The organism is Bradyrhizobium sp. (genome assembly GCF_035484855.1).
In the GTDB taxonomy this organism is placed as follows: Bacteria; Pseudomonadota; Alphaproteobacteria; order Rhizobiales; family Xanthobacteraceae; genus Bradyrhizobium.
On record NZ_DATHOP010000081.1, the window covers coordinates 1 to 16,699 of the forward strand.

13 protein-coding genes are annotated in these 16,699 nt (G+C 63.9%); 11 read left to right on the plus strand and 2 right to left on the minus strand.

What is annotated here, in order from left to right:
• The 10 genes from VK804_RS08985 to VK804_RS09030 all read left to right on the plus strand — a co-directional run.
• Window positions 1–432: DsbA family protein (locus VK804_RS08985; RefSeq protein ID WP_325370054.1), on the plus strand; the 432-nt coding region annotated here is incomplete at its 5' end.
• A 228-nt stretch (window positions 433–660) separates the two neighbouring features.
• Window positions 661–4,125, plus strand: a complete 3,465-nt coding sequence (gene smc, locus VK804_RS08990; protein ID WP_325370057.1) for a chromosome segregation protein SMC — start codon at window positions 661–663, stop codon at window positions 4,123–4,125.
• Window positions 4,126–4,243: 118 nt separating this feature from the next.
• Window positions 4,244–5,221 (plus strand): small ribosomal subunit Rsm22 family protein, encoded by a 978-nt coding sequence (locus tag VK804_RS08995; RefSeq protein ID WP_325370060.1) that lies wholly within the window; start codon window positions 4,244–4,246, stop codon window positions 5,219–5,221.
• Window positions 5,222–5,564: 343 nt separating this feature from the next.
• Window positions 5,565–6,125: a LemA family protein gene (locus tag VK804_RS09000; RefSeq protein ID WP_325370063.1), complete on the plus strand. Its 561-nt coding sequence runs from the start codon at window positions 5,565–5,567 to the stop codon at window positions 6,123–6,125.
• Between the two features lie 121 nt (window positions 6,126–6,246).
• Window positions 6,247–7,461, plus strand: a complete 1,215-nt coding sequence (locus tag VK804_RS09005; RefSeq protein ID WP_325370066.1) for a M48 family metallopeptidase — start codon at window positions 6,247–6,249, stop codon at window positions 7,459–7,461.
• Window positions 7,462–7,715: 254 nt separating this feature from the next.
• Complete coding sequence (locus VK804_RS09010; protein ID WP_325370068.1) at window positions 7,716–8,471, plus strand: hypothetical protein; 756 nt, start codon at window positions 7,716–7,718, stop codon at window positions 8,469–8,471.
• Between the two features lie 60 nt (window positions 8,472–8,531).
• A complete protein-coding gene (locus VK804_RS09015) occupies window positions 8,532–9,200 on the plus strand; it encodes a hypothetical protein (protein WP_325370070.1) in 669 nt (222 codons plus the stop codon).
• A 135-nt stretch (window positions 9,201–9,335) separates the two neighbouring features.
• A complete protein-coding gene (locus tag VK804_RS09020) occupies window positions 9,336–10,883 on the plus strand; it encodes a ThiF family adenylyltransferase (protein WP_325370072.1) in 1,548 nt (515 codons plus the stop codon).
• 8 nt (window positions 10,884–10,891) lie between these two features.
• Window positions 10,892–11,608, plus strand: a complete 717-nt coding sequence (locus VK804_RS09025) for a pyridoxal-phosphate dependent enzyme (RefSeq protein ID WP_325370134.1) — start codon at window positions 10,892–10,894, stop codon at window positions 11,606–11,608.
• Window positions 11,609–11,870: 262 nt separating this feature from the next.
• Window positions 11,871–12,521: an N-acyl amino acid synthase FeeM domain-containing protein gene (locus VK804_RS09030; RefSeq protein WP_325370074.1), complete on the plus strand. Its 651-nt coding sequence runs from the start codon at window positions 11,871–11,873 to the stop codon at window positions 12,519–12,521.
• A gap of 29 nt (window positions 12,522–12,550) precedes the next feature.
• On the opposite strand, the gene VK804_RS09035 is transcribed toward VK804_RS09030, so the two are convergent.
• Together VK804_RS09035 and VK804_RS09040 are read right to left on the minus strand one after the other, a co-directional pair.
• Window positions 12,551–13,090 (minus strand): adenine phosphoribosyltransferase, encoded by a 540-nt coding sequence (locus VK804_RS09035; protein ID WP_325370076.1) that lies wholly within the window; start codon window positions 13,088–13,090, stop codon window positions 12,551–12,553.
• A gap of 109 nt (window positions 13,091–13,199) precedes the next feature.
• Window positions 13,200–15,368, minus strand: a complete 2,169-nt coding sequence (locus VK804_RS09040) for an anthranilate synthase component I (protein WP_325370078.1) — start codon at window positions 15,366–15,368, stop codon at window positions 13,200–13,202.
• A gap of 320 nt (window positions 15,369–15,688) precedes the next feature.
• Between VK804_RS09040 and VK804_RS09045 the strand changes: the two genes are divergently transcribed.
• Window positions 15,689–16,693 carry a VOC family protein gene (locus VK804_RS09045; protein WP_325370080.1) on the plus strand — a complete coding sequence of 335 codons (1,005 nt, stop codon included), beginning with the start codon at window positions 15,689–15,691 and terminating at the stop codon, window positions 16,691–16,693.
• Window positions 16,694–16,699 lie beyond the last annotated feature (6 nt).

Sequence of the window (16,699 nt, forward strand, 5' to 3'; positions counted from 1 at the left end):
AACCCGGAAGTGTTTCCAAAACTCAAGTCGGAATATATCGACACCGGCAAGGTGCGTTACGTTTTCCGTGAATTTCCGCGCGACCCCAAGGACGCGGCCGGCTCGATGCTGGCGCGCGGCATCGCCGGGGACGACTGCGCAAAATATTTCGCTGTCGTCGACGTCGTGTTCCGGCAGCAGAACGAATTTCTGGAGAAGACCACGGAAACCCTGACCCGGATCGGCCGGCAGGCCGGCCTCAGCCAGCAGGCCGTCGAGGCCTGCCTCAGGGATCAGGCCCTGCTCGACAAGCTCACCGCCGACCGGAAGTTTGCCGTCGAGGTGCTGAAGATCCCGGGGACGCCGACCTTCTTCATCAATGGCGAGATGATCGATGGGGTGCCGCCATACGAGGAATTCGACAAACGGATCAAGGCGCTGCTGAAAATCTGATGCCCGCCTGGGCAGGCCGGCCGCCGCCCCTTTGCCCCGCATAAGCCCCGCAAAAGCCTTGGGAAAAGGCGTGGGAAAAGCCCTGGGCGGCAGTTGCCCTCAAGCCCCGGCCTCGCCATTGTCGCTCGCCTGAGCCGCAAAATGCGACTCGGCCACACACCGACATTGCCTTCTATGGTATTGTCCCGGCAGGGAGATTCGCGCCCTGCCAACAGAGAATCTGTGTCCATGAAGCTGACCCGCCTTCGCCTCCACGGTTTCAAGTCGTTCGTCGAACCCACGGATTTCCTGATCGAACCGGGCCTGACCGGCGTGGTCGGGCCGAACGGCTGCGGCAAATCCAACCTGGTCGAGGCGCTGCGCTGGGCGATGGGCGAGACCTCGCACAAATCGCTGCGCGCCGCCGACATGGACGCGGTGATCTTCGCGGGCTCCGGCAACCGGCCCTCGCGCAACCACGCCGAAGTGGTGATGACGATCGACAATTCCGACCGCTCGGCGCCGGCCGCCATCAACGACCGCGAGATGCTGGAAATCTCGCGCCGGATCGAGCGCGACGCCGGCTCGGTCTATCGCATCAACGGCCGCGACGTGCGGGCCCGCGATGTGCAGATCCTGTTTGCGGACGCCGCCACCGGCGCGCGTTCGCCGGCGCTGGTGCACCAGGGCAAGATCGGCGAGATCATCCAGGCCAAGCCCGAGCAGCGCCGCCGCGTGCTGGAAGACGCCGCCGGCGTCGCCGGCCTTCATGCCCGCCGCCATGAAGCCGAACTGCGGCTGAAGGCCGCCGAGACCAATCTCACCCGCGTCGAGGATGTGATCGGACAGCTCGCCGGCCAGATCGACGGCTTGAAGAAGCAGGCGCGGCAGGCGATCCGCTATCGCGAGGTCGCTGCGAAAGTGCGCAAGGCCGAGGCGCTGCTGTTTCACCTGCGCTGGATCGAGGCCCATGCCGGCGTTGCCGAAGCCACCACCACCCATGACCTCTCGGTCCGCGAGATGGCCGAGCGCACCCGCGAACAGGCGGAAGCCGCGCGGATTCAGGCGATCCGCGCTTCCGAACTGCCGGCGCTGCGCGAGGCCGAGGCTCGCGCCGCGGCGGGACTGCAGCGGCTCACCAGCGCGCGCGAAACCCTCGATCGCGAGGAAGAGCGCGCCAAAGAGCGCGTCGCCGAGCTCGACCGCCGGCTGATGCAGTTTTCGGCCGACATCGCGCGCGAGCAGCAGCAGGCCTCCGACGCCGAAGTCGCGCTGGGCCGGCTCGATGCCGAAGACACCGAGTTGAAGGAAGAGATCAGGACCCGCGTCGAAAAGCGCAGCGGCGTTGACGAGCGCGTCTCTGAGGCCGAAACGACATTGGCCGCCGCCGAACGCCTGTTTGCCGAGTTGACCACCGCGCTCGCCGACTTGACCGCCAAGCGCCATCAGCTCGAAGACAATGTGCGCAGCCATCGCGATCGGCTGGCGCGGCTCGATCAGGAGATCGCCAACGTCGCGGTCGAAGAGCAGAAGCTTGCGCAGGAAACCAGCGGGCTCGGCGACCTCGCCGCGCTCGCCGACGCCATGGAGATCGCGCAGCAGGGCCTCGCGCAGTCCGAGACCACCGTGCAGATGGTCGAAGCGAGCCACGTCGCCGCCCGCCAAAGGCTGGAAGCCGCCCGCGCACCGCTGACCGACGCCGACAAGCGGGTGCAACGGCTGGAGACCGAGGCGCGTACCATTTCGAAGCTGGTCAACGGCGAGACCAAGAATCTGTGGCCGCCGATCATCGACGGCATCACCGTCGCCAAGGGTTTTGAGAAGGCGCTTGGAGCTGCACTCGGCGACGATCTCGATGCCCCGGTCGATCCGTCGGCGCCGATGCGCTGGACCGACGCCGGCGTCACCGAGGGCGATCCGGCGCTGCCCGAAGGTGTCGAGGCGCTCGCCGCGCATGTCCAGGCGCCGCTCGAACTCGGCCGTCGCCTGGCGCAGATCGGCGTGGTGGCGAAAGAGCGCGGTGCGGAGCTGGTGTCGCAGCTCAAGACCGGCCAGCGGCTGGTCTCGCTGGAAGGCGATGTCTGGCGCTGGGACGGCTTTGTCGCCGCCGCTCATGCCCCGACCGGCGCGGCGCGGCGGCTCGCCGAACGGGCGCGGCTGGTCGACATCGAGAACGAGCTGGAGCAGGCCCGCATCGAGGCCGGCGCCAGGCGTCAGACGATGGAAGCCGCGGAAGCCAATCTCAAGGCGGCGTCCACGGCCGAGAGTTCGGCGCGCGAGGCCTGGCGCACGGCGCAACGCGAGGCCGATGCCGCGCGCGAGCGTCATGCCGCAACCGAGCGCGAGATCAACCGCCACGCCGCGCGCAAATCCGCGCTGGCCGAGGCGCATAGCCGCCTCAACGCCGATCGCGGCGAAGCGGAAGCCGCGCAAGCGAGCGCCAACATGGCGCTCAACGAATTGCCGGCGAGCCTCGAGACCGAGACAAGGCTCGCAGCCGTCCGCAGCGACATCGACGGCCATCGCCGGCTCGCAGCCCAGGTGCGCGCCGAAGCGCAGGCACTGGCGCGCGAGGCCGAACTCGCCGACCGAAGGCTGCAAGCCATCCTGGCCGAGCGCAACCAATGGCAAAACCGCAAGGCCGGCGCGGTCTCGCAGATCGAGACCATCGAGGCCCGCGTCACCGAGGTCAAGGCCGAGCGCGCCGAGCTCGACAATGCGCCGGCGATCTTTGCCGAAAAGCGCCGCGCGCTGATTTCGGAAATCGAAGCCGCCGAGACCGCCCGCCGCGTCGCCGCCGACGCGCTGGCGTCAGCCGAAAACGTGATGGCGGAGACCGACCGCGCCGCCAAGATTTCGCTGGAAGCGTTGTCGGCTGCGCGCGAAACTTGTGCCCGCGCCGAAGAGCGGCTGGAAGGTGCGAAACGCCGCCTCGCCGACATCGAGCGCGAAATCCACGACATGCTGGAAATCGAGCCGCAGGCCGTAGCTAATCTCGCCGAGATCAAGCCGGGCGCGGAATTGCCGCCGCTTGCCGAGATCGAGGAAAATCTCGAAAAGCTGCGCCGCGACCGCGAGCGGCTCGGCGCGGTCAATTTGCGCGCCGAGGAAGAGCTGCGCGAAGTCGAGGCCCAGCACACCTCGCTGACCACCGAGCGCGACGACCTGGTGGAAGCCATCAAGCGGCTGCGCCAGGGCATCCAGAGCCTCAATCGCGAGGCGCGCGAGCGGCTGTTGACCTCGTTCGAGATCGTCAACGGCCATTTCAAGCGGCTGTTCACAGAACTGTTCGGCGGCGGCGAGGCGGCGCTGCATCTGATCGAAAGCGACGATCCCCTGGAAGCCGGCCTCGAAATCATCGCCAAACCGCCCGGCAAGAAGCCGCAGACGTTGTCGCTGCTCTCGGGCGGCGAACAGGCGCTGACCGCACTGGCGCTGATCTTCGCGGTGTTCCTCACCAATCCCTCGCCGATCTGCGTGCTGGACGAAGTCGACGCGCCGCTCGACGACCACAATGTCGAGCGATTCTGCGACCTCCTGCACGAGATGACCGCTTCCACCGAGACGCGCTTCATCATCATCACGCACAATCCGATCACCATGGCGCGGATGAACCGGCTGTTCGGCGTCACCATGGCCGAGCGCGGCGTCTCGCAACTGGTCTCGGTCGACCTGCAGGACGCGGTGAAGATTCTCGACCAGAACGTGGCGTGATAGTCTCGTCATCCTGAGGAGCCGCGCCGCTTGGCGCGGCGTCTCGAAGGATGGGCCGCAGCGATGCCGTCACCCTTCGAGGCTCGCAAGGGCTCGCACCTCAGGATGACGGCATGCGATGACCGCTCCCGATCTTCCCGCCGAACTCAAGGCCGCCCTCGCTGCGAAGCTGCAGGGATTCTCGCGCAACGACGCCGCCGCGCGCGCCGCGTCGATCTCGAAAACCTACCGCGACGGCGGCGGCTCCGGCGCGATCCTCTCCGAGGCCGATGCACTCGCTTACGCACTGGCGCGGATGCCCGCGACCTATGCCGCGGTGACCGCGAGCCTGAATGCGCTGTGCGCGATTGCCCCCGACTTCGCGCCCAAAAACCTGCTCGATGTCGGCGCCGGGCCGGGCACCGCGAGCTGGGCCGCGGCAGAAGCGTTTTCGTCGCTACAAGATTTTGCCCTGCTGGACGCCAACCGCGCCTTGCGCGCGCTGGCGCTGGACCTCGCCAGCGACGGTGCGCGCTTTCGCGATATCAAATATCAGCAGGGCGAAGCCCGCGCCGCGCTGGCAGATGCACCGCCAGCCGATCTCGTGGTCGCAAGCTACATGATCGGTGAGATCGGCGAGAGCGACCGCCGCCAGCTTGCCGAGTTGATGTGGGCGAAAACCCGCGACACGCTCCTGATCGTCGAGCCCGGCACGCCCGCGGGCTACGCCAGGATCATCGCGATGCGGGCGCAATTGATCGCGGCGGGCGCGCATGTCGCGGCACCCTGCCCGCATGACCGCGGCTGTCCGCTGACAGCACCCGACTGGTGTCATTTTACGCAGCGGCTGCCGCGCTCGCGCGCGCACAAGCAAATCAAGGGCGCGGAGCTTGCTTTCGAGGACGAAAAATTCGCCTATGTCGCGCTGACACGTGCGCCGGTGGTGCAGCGCTTGTCCCGCGTGCTGACACAGCCGGTGGTTACAAAAGTCGAAATAGCAACGAAACTCTGCACGTCAGACGGTGTCGTCCTCGCAAAAGTGCCGCGCCGCGCCAAAGCGGACTACGCCCGCGCCAGACGTTGGCGATGGGGCGATGCGTTGATGGAGGAAAGCTAACCAGTACCCGAAATTACAAGTTGGTGTTGCCGTCCATCTTCGTGGCCTCCTCAGGATGAGGTTGATTTTTAAAATATAACAATCTAAGGATGAGACGACCGCCTCGAAACATGGACACACGCAACTCACCGGCCTCAGCCGCGCATTCTACTTTGCATGGGGTTGTTTTCGCGATTTTTGTAGAGGCCCCTGCGGCAGGCACCGCATCGCGTCCGGGGCACCCACTTGAACTTATCCCGCCTTGCGGCAGACCAAGGGGATACCCACCTCGTGGCGGCCTGACGCCCGGCGTCGTTTTCGTCTAGGCTGCCCGCATTCGTTGTCTCACCAGGAGTTGCTTGCCATGTCATCGGGCTGGATTGTTCTCGGCATCCTCGTCATTCTCGTGCTGTTCGCGTTCGGCGCGTATAATCGGCTGGTCGCGCTCGGCCAGCGTGTCGGCCAGGCTTTTGCCGACATCGACGTGCAGCTCAAGCAGCGCCACGATTTGATCCCGAACCTGGTCGAGACCGTGAAGGGTTACGCCGCGCACGAGCGGGGCACGCTCGATGACGTGGTGAAAGCGCGGGGTGCTGCGATGTCGGCACAGGGCCCGGCGCAGGTGTCGGCCGCCGAAAACCAGCTGTCCGGCGCGCTCGGAAAACTGATCGCGCTGTCGGAGGCCTATCCGGACCTCAAGGCCAACGCCAATTTCCAGCAGCTGGCGAGCGAATTGTCCGATCTCGAGAACAAGATCGCGGCGAGCCGCCGCTTCTACAACAACGCGGTTCAGGAATACAACACCGGCATCCAGCAGATGCCGGCGGCGCTTTTCGCCGGCATGTTCGGTTTCACCAGGAAGGATTTCTTCGACCTCGGCGCCTCCAGGACCGAAGTCGAGGCCGCGCCGCAGGTGAAGTTTTGAGGCGATGATTGCCTATCGCCGTCATTCCGGGATGGTCCGAAGGACCAGACCCGGAATCTCGAGATTCCGGGTTCGCGCTTTCAGCGCGCCCCGGAATGACAGTGGTTAGCGGAAGCCCATCATGGCCGCGTACGGTCTCTACACCCACATCGCCTCGAACAAGTTTCGTTCGATGCTGCTGCTCGCAGGCCTGTTCGTGCTGGTCTACGTCATGGTCTATGCCGGCGCGCTGATCGCCGAGGTCGTGCGCAACAGCGGCGGGCCGGTCGATTATTATCTGGCGGCGGCGGCGCGCGATCTCATCACGGCGTTCCCCTATGCGACCGGCGGCGCGATCCTGTGGATCGTGATCGCCTATTTCTTCCACCAATCGATCGTCGACGCCGTGACCGGCGGCGAGGAGGTGACGCGGCAGCAGCAGCCCCGGCTCTATAATCTCCTTGAAAATCTTTGCATCTCGCGCGGCATCCCGATGCCGAAGCTGGAGATCATCGACAGCGATGCGCTCAACGCCTACACGACCGGGCTGAACCAGCGGCAATATGCCATCACCGTCACCTCGGGCCTCTTGAACGCGCTCAACGACCAGGAGGTCGAGGCGGTGCTCGGCCACGAACTCACCCATATCCGCAACGGCGACGTTCAGATGATGGTGATCGCGGTAATCATCGCCGGCGTGGTCGGCTTCTTCGCCGAACTGTTCTTCCGGACGTTCACGAATTTCGGCTATTATGGCGGTTATGGCGGCGGCTACGGTCGCGGCTCGTGGTCCTCTTCCTCATCGTCGTCCTCTTCTTCGGATGGCGATCGCAAGAGTTCCGGCGGCGGCGCCATCATCGTCATCATCATCGCGGTGGTCTTGATCGCGCTGGCCTGGCTATTGTCGCAGCTGGTACGACTGGCGCTGTCGCGCTCGCGCGAGCTGTTGGCCGATGCCGGCTCGGTCGAACTGACCAAAAACCCCGACGCCATGATCTCGGCGCTGCGCAAGATTGAGGGCCGCGGCGAGCTTCCCGGCGCCACCTCGGCGGTGATGGAATTGTGCCTCGACAACCCGCGCGAGGGGTTTCACGACCTGTTCGCAACCCATCCATCGGTCGACGCCAGGGTGCAGGCGCTGGTGAAATATGCCGGCGGACACGACCCAGGCCCGCTGGCGCTTCCGGCCGACGCGGCCGGGGACGGTCGGCCGATGGGGCCGAGCGAGGGTCAAATCCCGCCGCCCTTGCCGTCGTCCGGACCATGGGGCGATGCCAAGGACCCCGCGGGGGCCTCACAAGGCCCCTCGCCAAGCCCCTGGGGCAGTCCGCCCGCCGGCCCGTGGGGGCCGCATTAGGGATTTGGCCCGCCCGGGCGGCGTTAACGACGCCGACAGGATTAACCCTAACGGCAGTCTAATGAATTGAATTCCCCCTTGTTTCTGCCATGTTCGCGCCCAAAGCAGGCTTGCGCCGACCGGGGGACTCTCGCTATCGGTCGGAGGATTTTGAGGACATGATCCGCGGGCAGATCACCGGTTTTCCCGGAAACAGGCGGCCTGGTTTGTTAAGGGATCGTGCTGCCGGCAAAAATGGCGGGTAAGGGACGTTTATGGCGAAGCCAGTAGTGATTGTGGTGGGTGCTGACAAGGGCGGGGTCGGCAAGACCACCGTCTCGCGCACCCTGCTTGATTATTTCAGCGCCAACAATGTGCCGACCCGCGCCTTCGATACCGAGTCTCCGCGCGGCACCCTGAAGCGCTTCCACCCTGATCTCACCGAGATCGTCGACATGACGACGACCTCGGATCAGATGAAGATCTTCGACACCCTGAATGCGGCGAGCCCCTCCGTCACCGTGATCGACGTCCGCGCCGGACTGCTCTCGCCGTCGCTGGCCTCGCTGCGCGACATCGGCTTTCTCGACGCCGCCAAGTCCGGGCAGATCACCTTTGCCGTGTTCCATATACTGGGCCCGTCGATCGCCTCGCTGGACGAGATCGCCGAGACCGCAAATTTCATGGTCGGCGCGAAATATTTCCTGGTCAAGAACTTCATCAACGACACCCAGTTCTTCCAGTGGGACGAGGCGACCTACAATTCCTATTTCCACCGCATCAAGGACGCCACCGAGCTGACGATTCCGAAGCTCAACGAAATGGCCTATGAGCAGGTCGAGGTCGCCTCCGTCCCGTTCCTCAAATTCGTCGCCAACAAGGGCGTCCATGACGAGGCCGCGAACTATTCGTTCGTGCTGCGCGGCTATGTCCGGCACTGGCTGGCCAATGTCTGGAGCGAATTCGACCGCATCAAGCTGACCGACCTGGTCGGCTCGGGCAAACCGGGCGCGCGGGGCGGCGAAAAATAATTGCGGGATCGAGGGCTCCCGGGCTGGATCGGACGCGGATTTCGCCTGATATAGCTGACGATGTCCATCACGCCGGTCTTCATCATCTGCTCGCCCCGCCCGCTGGTCGGCAAGACGCTGATCGCGCGGCAGTTGAGCGAATTCCTGCTGCTGAAGCACGGCCAGGTGACGGCGTTCGACATCAACCTGAAAGAACCGTCGCTGCTGGAATTCCTGCCAGCGATCGCCGAGACCGCCGACGTCGACAACACCTTCGGCAAGATGGCGCTGATGGACCGGCTGATCGTCAATGACGGCGTCGCCAAGGTGATCGATCTCGGCTTTCACGCCTTCGACGAGTTCTTCAAGATGTCGGAAGAAATCGGCTTCATGAAGGAAGCGGCGCGGCGCGCGGTCGCGCCCATCATCCTGTTCGTCGCCGACACCGACCGCGTCTCGGCGCGCGCCTTCCCGGTCCTGAAGGAGCAGATCCCGAGGTCCGCCCTGGTCGTTGTCGACAACGAACATGTGGTGCGCGGCGAATTGCCCGAAGCCATGGCGCAGGGCCGTGTCCTGCGCATCGCCGCATTGCCGGTGTTTCTCAAGACCTATGTCGACCGCCTGACCTTCTCGTTCACCGGCTATCTGCGCAACGAGAAGGATTCATCGACCGAACTGCATCAATGGATCCGCCGGAACTACACGAGTTTTCGGGAGCTGGAGCTGAGCTTGATCCTGCTGAAGTCGTGAGCAAGAGCCGTTGTAGGCCTCTTCAGTCTTCGCGAAGAAACCATAAGTTGCAAATTCATGCTAAGGCCTTAAGTTGGGCTGGTCAGCAAGGCTAGTCCTGCGACGGAAATCGCTGATTCCATCAGACGGCAGTTCATGCAGCAAACGACGGCTTTTCCGCCTTACCTCTACAAAAATCAGGGTGCCTTCAGTGCCCGACAGCTCGAACGTCTGGCCGATGCCCGCGTAGCCGTCGCTGGACTAGGCGCCTTTGCCGGCGGTGCGGTGACGTTGGCGCAGTTGGGCATCGGCAGTGGTGCGCGCGGCTGGCTACGCATCGCCGATCCGGACGTCTTCGAGCGTCACAACGCCAATCGCCAGCTTTTCGCCACCTGTTCGCACACCGGTCACAACAAAACCGACGCCGTGGCGAGATGGATCCGCGATCTGGTGCCGGAAATTCGCCTGCAACCGTTTCGTGACGGTATCACTCTGGAAAACCTGCAGCAATTCCTCGCCGATTGCGACCTGGTGGTGGACGCCGTCGACTTCTTGCGTCCCGACGTCAAGCTTGCCCTGCACAGCTTGGCGCGGCGGTTGAAAATTCCGGTGGTGACCGGCCTGTTGGTGGGCAAAGGCGCGATCTGTTACTGCTTCACGCACGACGGGCCGGACTTCGAAGAGTTTTTCGCCGCGCCCAGCGACCCGGGCTTGCGCGAAACCTGGACCATGCCGGCCAGTCGCATCATGCCCCATACCACCTTCTTCCCCGACCAGGTCGGGCCAACGCAAAGCCAACGCAGCGCCTTGATGCACACGTTCGAAGTATTGGGCGGACGTCTGCCGATTACCAGCAACGCGCTCTCCGCTGGCACGTGCCACATGTTGTTCGACACCATGGTGACCAATCTGATTCTGGGATTGCCGGTGCCGTCGATTCCAAAGATCAGTTACTGCGACCCCTCCTCCCTATCGATGGGAATCATCGATCTGGAACCGGTGGTGCGTGAACATCGCGAGTCCATTTGGACACGCATCGCCCCGGTCTACGACGATTTTCTGATGCCTCGCTCCGGCGCTCGCACGATCTACACCGATTTGCTGGAGCGCTATCTCGGCGATCTCAAGGGCTGCGAGCGCATTCTCGAGGCAGGCGTTGGCACGGGACAAATCGCGGAGGCTCTGGCCAAACAGGGCAGCGAGGTTTTCGGCATCGATCGCAACCTGGGAATGCTGAGCCACGCCGTGCGCCGCTCTCAGAAATTGCGCAGCAGCGGGCAGGGCACGCTGGTGGTGGGCGAGGGCAATGTGGAGGAACTGTTCTTTCCCGATCAGTATTTTGACGGCTACGTTTCGAACAATGTGGTCTTCGACGCTGACATCGAGCGCACGCTGCGGGAGGCTTTCCGGGTCCTCAAACCAGGCGGCAAGCTGGCCATTTCCAGTGTTCAGATCTTTCCCAGCCTCCAGTCCTTGGGCGGCGGCGTCGAGAGGATCGTTGCACTGGGAGTCGATGAGAGCACGGTCAGGGAATTCCTGGCCTGCCAGCTGGAGATGTTTGAAGGCCGCGCCCTGCGCCACGGCGTGCAGACCCACGGCATGGACAAGGTGACCGCGATGCTGGAAGCCATTGGATTCACTGCCGTGGAGAAACAGCAGGTCGCCTATGCCGGCCTGAACTTCTACATCGTGGCGCGCAAGTGATCCGTGCAGTGCCTGGGGGTCATCTTGTTTTGGGCGGGCGGGTCCAGGGGGGATCGCTGAAATACCACCTGATGGACGCCCTGTTGGCGGAGGCCGATCTGCCCGCCGGCAGCTTGGTCGCAGATTTGTCAGCGGGGTTGGGGGCTGTGGCGCTGGCGCAGGCCGCACGCAGGCGCAAACTCTTCTGCCGGGTCTATGTGCCGGAATCGGCACCGGCCGCGGCCGTGACGACGATGCGCGAGGCTGGAGCTGACGTTCGCCTTTGTCCTCCCACCATGGATGCCCTGGCGGCTGCCCTGACCGAGCTGGCAGTGGGGCACGAGAGCAAGGAGTTCTATTGGACCAGGCAAAACTACCGGACCTGCGATGCCTATCGTGGCTTGGCCGAAGGACTGACGGTGGGGAGACCCGACCACTTGGTAGCCGGAGTGGGAACCGGATCGTCGCTGCGTTCTTTTGGAGGTTTCTTTCAGGAGCGTAACCCCGCCTTGAAGTTGCACGCCATCCTGTCCTCTGACTTGGGTGGCCTGCGCCCCCCGGGGATGACCTTGGACTTCGCCGGATTGCGGGACGTTGGATCACCGGAGGAGCTGCGTGGCGTTTTCGGCGACCGGCTGCAAACCTACACGATGAGCCGCGAGCACCACGCCGACTCCACTCAAGCCGTGCTGCACGTCATGGAGGGCTTGCAAAACGCCGTCGGAATCTCGGTCGACGGCCGCTAGCAATTGGCTGCTTCCCACGGCTTTCCTTGCAAAGCCGCTCCGGGTCTACCAACGACTTAAAGTAGATATTTCAATCCGCCACACCTAAGACATCTAATGATGTGATAGGGCATTCGGAGACCGGAGGACCCGTCTTCCGGCCAACCGACGTTCAGAGAAAGGTCACGTCATGGACTTGTCACCGAAGGCGGCCCAAGCTCGTACAGCGGGAGGCCAACTAAGCCTCCGCGAGATTTCTTGCTCTGTCGAACTGCTTCCACTGTTGCGCCTGCGCCAGCTCGTATACTCTCATCAGGGCTATCTGGACGCATCCTCACGTCGCATCGACGTCGATTGCTACGATCGTCACAGCCGCTTCGTGGGCGCCTACTATCAGGATGGCCAAGGGATCGAGGAGATGATCGGCGGGGTCCGGTTGATCCTGGCCGAAGGCGAACCCAACGGGGCAGCCCTGGACGAACTGTTAGCGCAAGAGCGTCATCCCGTCCCTGATCCACGCAAACGTGCTTATGCCGCCCAGGAGCAGATGGACTTCGACGAAGTCGTGAGTTGGTCAAGAGAGTCCGGCCGCCAGCTGGTTGAGTTCGGCCGCCTCGTCATTCATCCTGACTGGCAGAAAAGCAAATTCGGGCCACACCTGGTTTACGCCATTTACGGTCTGGCGCTGATCAACGGCATAGACTTGGGCTTGGCCCTGATTCCGTCGCGGCTGTTGGGCTTTTATGCGCGCTGTGGCTGCCGCTTGCTGGAGCGTCTGGGCTCGATCCACTACATGAAGCATGAGGTCGTTCCGATCGCGGTCGATCTGCGAGCCTTGGGGGACGGCCAAAGAGAGGCTGTGAGCGCGGCGGAAGCCATGCGAAACTCCGGCTCGTGGACCGTTCCGCTGCATGACCGTCAGGCTTCCGCGTAACCCAACGAAAATCGCTGGTGCTCTGCCGCTCAATGCCCCTCGAACGACATCAGCGTTCGCACCGGCACGTCCATCGCCCGCAATTTGGCCGCGCCGCCGAGGTCCGGCAGGTCAATGATGAAGCAGGCCGCCACCACATTGGCACCGATCTGGCGCATCAGCTTCACCGCGCCCTCGGCGGTGCCGCCGGTCGCGATCAGGTCGTCAACCAGGATCACGCGCTCGCCGGGAAGGATGGCGTCGGCATGCATTTCCATTTCGTCGAGGCCGTATTCCAGCGAATAGGCGATCCGCACCGTGGTGTGCGGCAGCTTGCCTCTTTTCCGGATCGGCACGAAGCCGGCCGAGACTTGGTGCGCCACCGCGCCGCCGAGAATGAAGCCGCGCGCCTCGATGCCGGCGACCTTGTCGATCTTGTTGCCGGCCCAGGGCTGCACCAGTTCGTCGACCGCGCGGCGAAAGGCGCGGGCGTCGCCGAGCAGCGTGGTGATGTCCCGAAACAGAATGCCCGGTTTCGGGTAGTCCGGAATGGTACGGACGGAGGCTTTCAGGTCGTTTTCAAAATTCATCGGTTTTCTCTTTTCTCCCTTTCGTCATTGCGAGCGCAGCGAAGCAATCCAGAAACACCGGGGAAGGATGGATTGCTTCGTCGCAAATGCTCCTCGCAATGACGTCCCCTCAATAGTTGACCGGCACGCCGAGCCGGAACGCGTTCTCCACGATACGTAACCCCACTTCGCCGCCGAGCGACATCAGCGATTCCGGGTGAAACTGTACCCCGCCGACCGGCAGGCTCTTGTGCTCGATCACCATGGCGACGCCGTCCTCGGTGCTCGCGGTCACGGCGAGCACCTCCGGCATGCTGTCGCGCTCGACATAGAGCGAATGATAGCGGCCGATCACGATCTCGCTGGGCAGGTTCTGCATCAGCCGCCCGCCGTTGACCTGGACCTGCGACGGCCGGCCATGCGCCGGCTGGCCGAGCTGGCCGAGTTGCCCGCCGAAATATTCGCCGATCGCCTGCACGCCGAGGCAAACGCCGAAGATCGGCAGTTTCTTGCCGAGCGCAGCGTCGATGGTTTTGGCGATTGCAAAATCCTCCGGCCGGCCCGGCCCCGGCGACAGCACCAGCAGGTCCCAGTTCTTTTGCTTGAGCATATCCAGCGCATGAACGTGCCGCACCACAGTGACGGTGGCGCCGACCTGACGGAAATAATCCGCCAGCATATGCACAAAACTGTCGTCGTGGTCGATCAGCAGCACCTGCTTGCCGCTTCCGGTGGCATCGGGTGCGAACGCCGACAGCGGTTTTGGCGGATCGCCGCGCAGCGCCTGGAACAGCGCCGCCGCCTTGACCTGGCACTCGCGGTCCTCGGCGGCAGGATCGGAATCAAACAGACAGGTGGCGCCGACCCGCACTTCGGCGAGACCGTCCTTCATCCGGATCGTGCGGATGGTCAGCCCGGTGTTGATGCTGCCGTCGAAATTGACGGCGCCGATCGCGCCGGCATACCAGCGCCGCGACGAACGTTCATGATCCTCGACGAACTGCATCGCCCACAATTTCGGGGCGCCGGTCACGGTCACCGCCCAGGCGTGGGTGAGGAACGCATCGAGCGAATCGAAACCCGGCCGCAGCATGCCCTCGACATGATCGACGGTGTGAAACAGTTTTGAATAGGTCTCGATCTGGCGCCGCGCGAGAACTTTGATCGTTCCCGGCACGCAGACGCGCGCCTTGTCGTTGCGGTCGACGTCGGTGCACATGTTGAGTTCAAATTCGTCCTTCTCCGAATTCAAGAGTTGCCGAATTTGTTCGGCATCGCCGATTGCATCGACGCCGCGCGCGATCGTGCCGGAGATCGGACAGGTCTCGACACGCCTACCGTCGGAGCGCACGAACATCTCGGGCGAGGCCGACACCAGGAATTCGCCGTCGCCGAGATTCATCAGCGCGCCATAGGGCGACGGATTGATCCGGCACAGCCGCTGAAATACTTCGGCAGGCGTTCGCTCGCAGGGCTCTGCGAACAATTGACCCGGCACCGCCTCGAACAGATCGCCGCGCGCGAACGCTGCGCGCGCGGTCTCCACGGTGGCCTGGTATTCGCCGGGCGCGTGATCGGAAAATCCCTGGCGCGGCGTCTTGGCGTAGACGCTTTCAGGCGTATCGCGCGGCAGGCCCTCGGTGGATTTGCCCTTCCAGGCAAAATCGTAGCTCAACATCACGCCGCGCCCGGTGGCGCGGTCATAGGCCAGCAGCCGATCGGGTACGTAGAGCACGATGTCGCGCTGGTCCTTTTCGCGGGCGCGCTTCTCGACGAGGTCCTCGATCTGGAACACGAGGTCGTAGGCGAAGGCGCCGAACAGGCCGAGCAAGGGATCGTCATTGGCGCCGAATGCGGCCACGAGATCACGCACCAGCGACATCACGCTGGCGCGGCGGGTGCGCTGATCCTCGTCGACAGGAGCTGCGGCACGCACGATATGGCCGGCAAGGCGCGAGGCGTTTTTCTCGGTGACGACGACGCAGGGCTCGCGCAAGGCATCGCCGATGAAGGCGATCAGCACATCACCGCGCGCGTTCAGGGCCTGCAAGGTAAACTCGGCCCCCCGGGTTTCCAGCCGCAGCGGCGGATCGGAAAAGCCAAGGTCAAAGCTTTCGTAGCGGCCCGGCACCGTGGTGCCCGAAGACAGCACCACGCCGGGCCGGCGGTCGAGCAGATCGATCAGGTCGTCGAGCCGGTTGGCGCCGCCGGAAAACTGTTCCACCGAGCGGGTCACCGCAAGCCCGCCACGGGTGCGGTATTCGTACCTCGCCGGCAGGGAGAAGGCTGTCCTGTTCATGGCATCCTCTTACGAAACTTGCCGAGGGAACGCCACACAGGACAAACGAAAAGGCCGTCGCGCTGCGATGACGGCCTCGAACGATTGGGGAAAATGAAATCGCACCGGCCACCTCGTTAGGAGGTGCGCCACCACAGGCGGGTATTGCGGACGACGGTGCTCATGGGCAACGTAAACACCAGGACCGGAGCGGCCGTCAAGCAGGGATTGCCGCCGTCTGGCCCAATGGATTGCCGTTTTAGGACGCATCTTTTGGTGTGAAAGGCCGAAAATATGCGTAGGATTTGGTCCCAAGACCTCAGGAAAACGGGAGGCGCGCGATGACGGTGCAGGCTCTGGGATATGCAGGTTTCGGCTCGTCCGAGCTGGAGGACTGGCGGCAGTTCGGCACCGGCCTGGTAGGCCTGCAGGCGGTGGAGCGCGGCAATTCGCTGCTGGCGTTCCGGATGGACGATCGCAAGCAGCGCATCGTCATCGACCGTTCGCTGCCGGACGGCGCGCGCTTCTTCGGCTGGGAAGTCGCCGATGCCGCGGCGCTGGAGGCGCTGGCCGCCCGGTTGGAGGCGGCCCAGATCCAGGTCACCGCCGAGCCGCAGACGCTGGCGGACGCCAGGCGTGTGCATGCCTTGATCTCGTTCAGCGATCCCGCCGGCAACCGGCTCGAGGCGTTTTACGGCCCGGAGATCGACGACACCCCGTTTCTCCCGGGCCGCTCGATCTCGGGATTCCGCACCGGTCCGCTCGGCCTTGGACATGCCGTGCTGACGGTCGAGAACATCGATCCCATGATGTCGTTCTATGTCGACGTGCTCGGCTTCGGCCTCTCCGATTACATCCTGAAACCGTTCCGCGCTTTCTTTTTTCACGTCAACGCGCGGCATCATTCGCTGGCGCTGATCGAGACCGGCAAGAACGGGATGCACCATCTGATGATGGAATTGTTTTCGCTCGACGATGTCGGCCAGTGCTACGACATCGCGCTGACACAAGAAGAGCGCGTCAGCGTCACGCTCGGCCGCCACACCAACGACCTCATGACCTCGTTCTACTGCAAGTCGCCGTCCTCCTTCATGATCGAATGCGGCTGGGGCGGCCGCGAGATCAACCCGGCGAACTGGCAACCGGTCGAGATGCATGACGGCCCGAGCCTGTGGGGCCATGAGCGGGTCTGGCTGCCGGAGAAGGACCGCGAGGTCGCGCGCGAGATGCGAATGCGCGCCGCTGCCTCCGGCCTGCGCGCCCCGGTGCAGGTGATGGAGGGGAATTACAAGCTGATGCCGGGGACATGCCCGTGGTGGGATGGGGTGAGCGAGGCTGGCGGATAGGTTTTG

What these genes read in the sequence shown, in the direction of transcription:
- smc (WP_325370057.1), top strand. Translation starts at nt 661, where the DNA reads ATGAAGCTGACCCGCCTTCGCCTCCACGGTTTCAAGTCGTTCGTCGAA.
- VK804_RS09015 (WP_325370070.1), top strand. Translation starts at nt 8,532, where the DNA reads ATGTCCATCACGCCGGTCTTCATCATCTGCTCGCCCCGCCCGCTGGTC.
- VK804_RS09040 (WP_325370078.1), bottom strand. Translation starts at nt 15,368, where the DNA reads ATGAACAGGACAGCCTTCTCCCTGCCGGCGAGGTACGAATACCGCACC.
- VK804_RS09045 (WP_325370080.1), top strand. Translation starts at nt 15,689, where the DNA reads ATGACGGTGCAGGCTCTGGGATATGCAGGTTTCGGCTCGTCCGAGCTG.
- VK804_RS08995 (WP_325370060.1), top strand. Translation starts at nt 4,244, where the DNA reads ATGACCGCTCCCGATCTTCCCGCCGAACTCAAGGCCGCCCTCGCTGCG.
- VK804_RS09035 (WP_325370076.1), bottom strand. Translation starts at nt 13,090, where the DNA reads ATGAATTTTGAAAACGACCTGAAAGCCTCCGTCCGTACCATTCCGGAC.
- VK804_RS09010 (WP_325370068.1), top strand. Translation starts at nt 7,716, where the DNA reads ATGGCGAAGCCAGTAGTGATTGTGGTGGGTGCTGACAAGGGCGGGGTC.
- VK804_RS09000 (WP_325370063.1), top strand. Translation starts at nt 5,565, where the DNA reads ATGTCATCGGGCTGGATTGTTCTCGGCATCCTCGTCATTCTCGTGCTG.
- VK804_RS09020 (WP_325370072.1), top strand. Translation starts at nt 9,336, where the DNA reads ATGCAGCAAACGACGGCTTTTCCGCCTTACCTCTACAAAAATCAGGGT.
- VK804_RS09005 (WP_325370066.1), top strand. Translation starts at nt 6,247, where the DNA reads ATGGCCGCGTACGGTCTCTACACCCACATCGCCTCGAACAAGTTTCGT.